This window comes from Actinocorallia lasiicapitis (genome assembly GCF_054778695.1).
Window position 1 is genome coordinate 1 of record NZ_BAAGZI010000365.1, and the last position, 5,902, is coordinate 5,902.

The 5,902-nt window shown below is 70.6% G+C and carries 6 protein-coding genes and 1 other RNA gene; 1 reads left to right on the top strand and 6 read right to left on the bottom strand.

All coding sequences use genetic code 11. The features are described 5' to 3' along the window. The coding region (locus ACYVE7_RS27645) for a hypothetical protein (RefSeq protein ID WP_460368634.1) at positions 1-913 on the bottom strand (913 nt) is incomplete at its 3' end. Between the two features lie 81 nt (positions 914-994). Then, complete coding sequence (locus ACYVE7_RS27650) at positions 995-1,564, bottom strand: YbhB/YbcL family Raf kinase inhibitor-like protein (RefSeq protein WP_460368635.1); 570 nt, start codon at positions 1,562-1,564, stop codon at positions 995-997. 239 nt (positions 1,565-1,803) lie between these two features. On the opposite strand from ACYVE7_RS27650, the gene ACYVE7_RS27655 reads away from it, so the two are divergent. Continuing rightward, on the top strand, positions 1,804-3,183 hold the full coding sequence (locus ACYVE7_RS27655) for an NAD(P)/FAD-dependent oxidoreductase (protein ID WP_460368637.1): 1,380 nt from the start codon (positions 1,804-1,806) through the stop codon (positions 3,181-3,183). A 98-nt stretch (positions 3,184-3,281) separates the two neighbouring features. Here ACYVE7_RS27655 and rnpB read toward each other — a convergent pair. The 4 genes from rnpB to ACYVE7_RS27675 form a co-directional block, all read right to left on the bottom strand. Beyond that, an RNA gene (gene rnpB, locus ACYVE7_RS27660) (RNase P RNA component class A) lies at positions 3,282-3,647 on the bottom strand. A gap of 22 nt (positions 3,648-3,669) precedes the next feature. Further along, positions 3,670-4,767 carry a bifunctional RNase H/acid phosphatase gene (locus ACYVE7_RS27665; protein WP_460368638.1) on the bottom strand — a complete coding sequence of 366 codons (1,098 nt, stop codon included), beginning with the start codon at positions 4,765-4,767 and terminating at the stop codon, positions 3,670-3,672. After that, positions 4,764-5,507 carry a zinc ribbon domain-containing protein gene (locus ACYVE7_RS27670; protein WP_460368640.1) on the bottom strand — a complete coding sequence of 248 codons (744 nt, stop codon included), beginning with the start codon at positions 5,505-5,507 and terminating at the stop codon, positions 4,764-4,766. The genes ACYVE7_RS27665 and ACYVE7_RS27670 overlap by 4 nt, the downstream gene beginning before the upstream one ends. Beyond that, positions 5,504-5,902 (bottom strand): Nif3-like dinuclear metal center hexameric protein (locus ACYVE7_RS27675; protein ID WP_460368642.1); only part of this gene is annotated, 399 nt, incomplete at its 5' end. The genes ACYVE7_RS27675 and ACYVE7_RS27670, both read right to left, overlap by 4 nt.

The following is a 5,902-nucleotide window of genomic DNA, read 5'->3' on the forward strand; positions in this document are numbered from 1 at the left end:
CGGGCGGCTCGTAGGCCGCCGCCGGCTCGTACGCCGGACGGTCGTAGGCGGTGGCCGAGGGCTCACGCTCATAGGCGGGCGCGGCGGGCTCGTACGACGGCGCGGGCGGGTCGAACGAGCGGACGGGCGGCTGGTCGAACCTGGTCAGCGGCTCGTTGTTCTGCCAGTCGAGCGCCGACGGCTCCAGCGGGTCGGGGCGGAGCGGGGCGGGCTCGGGCTCGTAGGAGGCCGCGACGGGCACGTCGCGCTGCTGCTCGTAGGGGTCGGCGGCGTAGCCGTCGTCGTAACCGGCCTCGCCGTAGGCGTCGTTGCCGTACTGGTCGGCCCCCGCGTAGGCATCGGAGCCCGCGTACTGGTCGGCGCCGGCGTAGGAGTCGGCGGGGCCGTACTGGTCGTCGGCGTAGCCGTCGTCGTACTGGCCGTAGGAGTCGCCGTAGCCGTCATCGGGCTGCTGCCTGCCGCCCGGTGCCTGGATCGCCTGCGTGGACATCTGGGACGCGTGCACGGCGGGCTCGGGCTCCGGCGCGGCCGCGTGGCCCAGCGGGTCGGGGCCGTCGACCGGGGGCTCCTGCCCGTTGTCCTGCTGCCAGGGGAACTTGGGCTTGTCGAAGGTGATGGTCGCCCAGTAGTCGTCGTCGCCCATCTGCTCGCTGGCGCGGCCGCCGCGGCGCGGCGCCTCGACCGGCGCGGGCAGCGGCGCCTTGCTCCCGGCGCCGCCGGCGACCCGCAGATCGAATCCGGTGCCCGGCTGGTCGTCGCTCTCGACGGCGCGGCGGGGGCGCGGAGCCTCGGCCTCGTCGCTCATCCACACGTCGTCATCGTCGTCCCGGCGCCCGGCGCGCATACCGAGGACGACCAGGACCACGACCAGGACGACTAGCAACAGCAGTCCGCCCACGATCAGAATCGTCATCGCTCCACCCAATGCCATGGTCCAGCGTGAAGGTCTACCTTCACACGATCTCCGCAGTTTCCGCCACCGGTCGAGGAGGACTCAGGACCCCTTCGACTGCCCGAGGTATCCGGTGATCCGACCGCGAGCGATAGTGCGGCTCGCGATGGCGGGCAGTGACTTCTTCAGCTCCACCGCGTCCTCAGCCGGGATGGCCTCCTTCAGCGCGTACACGGTGTAGCGGTACCGGTGCCGCTGCCCCTGCGGGGGGCAGGGCGGCTCGTAGTCCCGCTGCTGTGCCGAGTTCTCGCCGAGGATCGCCTTGGGCGGGGTCTGACCCTCGACGATGTCGGTGGTCGTGCCGTCCAAGTTGGTGAGCACCCAGTGAATATAAGTGCCTCCGCGAGCGTCCGGGTCGTCGGCGACGATGGCGAAGGCCTTGGCGTCGCTGTAGGCGGTCCAGTGGAGCGGCGGAGTCTTGCCCTGTCCACGATAAGCCGAACACGCGTATCTCGCTGGGAGGTCTTTGAGGTCGGTGAAGTACTGGGAGCTGACGGTCAGCTCGGCGGTCTCGCCGTCGGAGCCTCCGCCGATCACTCCGCAGCCGGGAAGCGCGACCAGGGCCAGGGCCGCCGCTGCGCACGCGGCGGCTCGAACCGGGGTGTTCTGCATTCGCCCACCTTATAGGCCCTCCAGGCTGTGACGTTGGTCATGCAAGTGCCCCCTGAATCTTGATGGCGAGAGAATTTGTGGCCTAGTTCACGGGGCTAGACCGCTCCAACTTTGCGTGTTCGGAAATTTCCATGGTTCTTTCCGGGTTTTTGATTGGCATAGACCAAAGCAGATGGGCTACATTGTGAATGTCTTCACAAAGTAAGACGTCTGGTTGCGAACCTCGCTAGGAGCCCGAGATGGCCACAAGGCCGGTACAGAACCCCGATGCCCCCCACATCCTCATCGTCGGCGGCGGTTACGTGGGTCTCTACACCGCGCTCCGCCTCCAGAAGAAGCTGAAGAGCGAACTGAAGCGCGGAGACGTTTCGATCACGATCGTCGACCCGGTCTCGTACATGACCTACCAGCCGTTCCTCCCCGAGGCCGCGGCCGGCAACATCTCGCCCCGCCACGTCGTGGTGCCGCTGCGCAAGGTGCTGCCGAAGGTCAACATCGTGACGGCCCGGGTGACCGAGCTCTCCCAGGCCGAGCGCTGGGCGATCATCCAGCCGGTCGAGGGCCCGCCGAAGCGGATCACCTTCGACTACCTGGTCATCGCCGCCGGCGCCGTCTCGCGCACCCTGCCGATCCCCGGGCTCGCCGAGAACGGCATCGGGTTCAAGACCATCGGCGAGGCCATCCACCTCCGCAACCACGTCCTCGGACAGCTCGACATCGCGGCCACCACCGACGACGAGGAGCTGCGCAAGAAGGCGCTGACCTTCGTCGTGGTCGGCGGCGGTTTCGCCGGCGTCGAGGCGCTGGCCGAGATGGAGGACATGGCCAAGGACGCCATCAGGGACTACCCGAACCTCAAGCCCGCCGACATGCGCTGGGTGATGGTCGAGGCCGCCGACAAGATCCTCCCCGAGGTCGGCCCCGAGCTCGGCAAGTGGACCGCCGAGCAGCTCCGCGGCCGCGGCATCGAGGTCAAGCTCAAGACCTTCCTCAACTCGGCCGTCGACAAGCACATCGTCCTGTCGGACGGCGACGAGTTCGACACCAACACCCTGGTGTGGACCGCCGGCATGAAGGCCAACCCGATGCTCAAGTCGACCGACCTGCCGCTGGACGAGCGGGGCCGCGTCAAGGGCAACGAGTTCCTGCAGATCGAGGGAACGGTCCGCGCGTTCACCGCCGGCGACAACGCCGCCATCCCCGACCTGACCAAGGACGAGGGCGAGACCTGCGCCCCCAACGCGCAGCACGCCGTCCGCCAGGCCAAGGTGCTGGGCGACAACCTGGTCGCGGCCGTCCGCGGCAAGGCGCTCAAGCCCTACCGCCACGCCTACGTCGGCTCGGTCGCCGGTCTCGGCCTGCACAAGGGCGTCGCGCACGTCTACGGCATCAAGCAGCGCGGCATCCCGGCCTGGTTCATGCACCGCACGTACCACATGAGCCGTGTCCCCACCTTCAACCGCAAGGTCCGCGTGGTCGCCGACTGGACCCTCGCGCTGTTCTTCAAGCGCGAGACGGTCTCCCTCGGCCAGATCGAGCAGCCGCGCGCCGAGTTCGCCCTCGCCGCCGACTCCGACCGCCCGAAGGAAGCCACGGTTATCGAGAGCGCCGCCAAGTAGAGCCGTTCCCTACGCCGAACTCCCGCGGCGACAACGAAGGCCCCGCCACCCGAGCTCGGGTGGCGGGGCCTTTCGCTTGCGCCGCACGACCGCGGCGACGGGTGAGGCGGTCTGTAAGCCGGGTTCTGTACCGGGCGCTGGGCCCGGTGGCGACCATCCATCTACGACCGCCGTTGCCGGCGGCCTCCAGCGACCTACCCGCGTGCTCGGGCGAGCAGCCCTCGATCACACGCTGTCTGGTCTTGCTCCGGGTGGGGTTTACCTAGCCGCCCCAGTCGCCTGGGGCGCTGGTGAGCTCTTACCTCACCGTTTCACCCTTACCCCGGCCTGAGCCGGGGCGGTCTGTTCTCTGTGGCACTGTCCCGCGGGTCACCCCGGGTCGGCGTTACCGACCACCCTGCTCTGCGGAGCCCGGACTTTCCTCGACGGGAATCGCTCCCCGCCGCGGCCGCCCGACCGCCTCACTCGCCGAGACCATCCTAGGGGCTACGGAAGGTAGTGGGTCTCGTTGAGGGAGCGGACGACAGCGGGGCCGTCGGCGTACCAGTCGACGGTGCACAGGGAGGCGGTGTCGAGGTGGAGGCGGTAGAGGATCGTGTTGGGGGCGTCCAGGGCGAACTGGACCATGATCTTGATGGGGGTCACGTGGGAGACCACGGCGACGGTCTGCTCGGGATATGACCTCAGCAGGCGGTCCCTGGCCGCGGTGACGCGCCGGGAGACCTCGGCGAACGACTCGCCGCCCGGCGGGGCGAAGTCGGGATCGGCGAACCAGGCGTCGAGCTCGTCCGGCCAGCGCTCCTTGACCTCGGCGAAGCTGTGGCCCTCCCAGAGACCGAAATCGGTCTCGCGGAAGCCCTCGTCGGTGGCGATCTGGGCGCCGGTGGCCTTGGCGACGGCCTTCGCGCTGTCCTGGGCGCGGCGCAGGGGGCTCGCCACGATGACGTCGACACCCCGTCCTGCCAGGGCCTGGGCGGCGGCCTCCGCCTGGGCGAAACCGTGCTCGGTGAGCGGGATGTCGCCGATGCCGGCGAAGCGGCGCTCGACCGACAGGGGGGTCTGGCCGTGGCGGAGCAGCAGCGTGCGGGTCGGGACGGTGCTGGGCGGCACCCACGACTTCTGGGCCGGTGCCGCGGGGGCGGCCGGCTCGGCGGAGATCCACGTCTCGCCGCGCGCGGCGGCGTCCATCGCCTCGTTGGCCAGCCGGTCGGCGTGGGAGTTCGCGGCTCGCGGGATCCACTCGTAGGTGACCGAGGGGAAGCGGGCGGCGAGCGCGGCCGCCTCCGCGGCCAGCGGCTTCATGTCGGGGTGCTTGATCTTCCAGCGGCCCGACATCTGCTCGACGACCAGCTTGGAGTCCATCCTGACCCGGACGGCCGCGTCGGGCGCCAGCTCGGCGGCGTGGGCCAGGCCCGCGATCAGCCCGCGGTACTCGGCCACGTTGTTGGTGGCGTGGCCGATGGACCGGGCCGCCTCCGCCAGCAGTTCGCCCGTCGCGGCGTCCAGCACGATCGCGCCGTAGCCGGCGGGCCCCGGGTTGCCCCGGGAGCCGCCGTCGGCCTCGACGATCAGGGAGCGGGTCAAAGACCGCTCTCCGCCGTGCGGACGAGGATGCGGCGGCACTCCTCGCAGCGGACGATGTCGTCGGGGGCCGCGGCCCGGATGCGGTTGAGGTCGGAGGTGTTGAGGGCGAGCCGGCAGCCCTGGCACTGGCCGCGGGTGAGCGCGGCCGCGCCGACGCCGCCGAACTGGTCGCGCAGCTTCTCATACAGGGCCAGCAGATCGGCGGGGATGTCGCCGGAGACGCCCTTGCGGGCCTGGGTGTTGAGCCCGGCCTCGCCCGCGATCTCCTGCTCGGCCCTGGCCTTGGCGTCGGTGAGCTTGGCGAGGGTCGCGTCGAGCTCGGCCTGCTGGGCCCTGACCTCGGTGACCTTGGCCTCGGCGGTCTCCCGGCGCTCCATGATCTCCAGCACGACCTCCTCCAGCTCGCCCTGACGGCGCTGGAGCGAGACGATCTCGGACTGGAGGGAGGCGAGGTCCTTGGCGGAGGTGACCATGCCGGAGTCCAGGCGCTTCTGGTCGCGGTCGGCGCGGAGCCTGACCTGGTCGACGTCCTGCTCGGCCTTGGCCTGCTCGCGGTCGAGGTCGCTCAGCTCGGTCTGGGCGTCGACCAGCCGGTCGCGCAGCTCGTCGGCCCGGCCCTGGAGGGAGGCGATCTCGGCGAGCTCGGGCAGGGTGCGCCCGCGGTGGGCGAGCCGGTCGAGGGTCGAGTCCAGTTCCTGCAGGTCGAGCAGACGCTGCTGGTCTCGGGGTGCGGCTTTCACTGAGCTCCTTCAACGGCATGGGTCCACGCGTCGGTGACGCGCGTGGAGATCCTGGTCTTCACAACGGGTTCGAGGAAAGCGGCCAGGTCGGCGAGCCAGGGCCACTCGGTGGCCCAGTGGGCGGCGTCCACGAGCGCCATCGCGCTCTTCTCCAGCGACTCCGACACGGGGTGGTGGCGGAGGTCGGAGGTGAGGTAGACGTCGGCGCCCGCGGCACGGGCCGTCTCGATCAGGGAGTCGCCCGCTCCCCCGCACACGGCGACGGTGCGGATCTCGCGGTCGGGATCGCCCGCGGCCCGCACGCCCCAGGAGGTGGCGGGGAGGCCGGCGGCGACGCGGGCGGTGAACTCGCGGAGCGTGATCGGGGCGGCCAGCTCGCCGATCCGGCCGAGGCC

Bases quoted from the DNA above. Each gene is read 5' to 3' on its own strand.
- ACYVE7_RS27650 (WP_460368635.1), bottom strand. From the start codon at position 1,564: ATGCAGAACACCCCGGTTCGAGCCGCCGCGTGCGCAGCGGCGGCCCTG.
- ACYVE7_RS27655 (WP_460368637.1), top strand. From the start codon at position 1,804: ATGGCCACAAGGCCGGTACAGAACCCCGATGCCCCCCACATCCTCATC.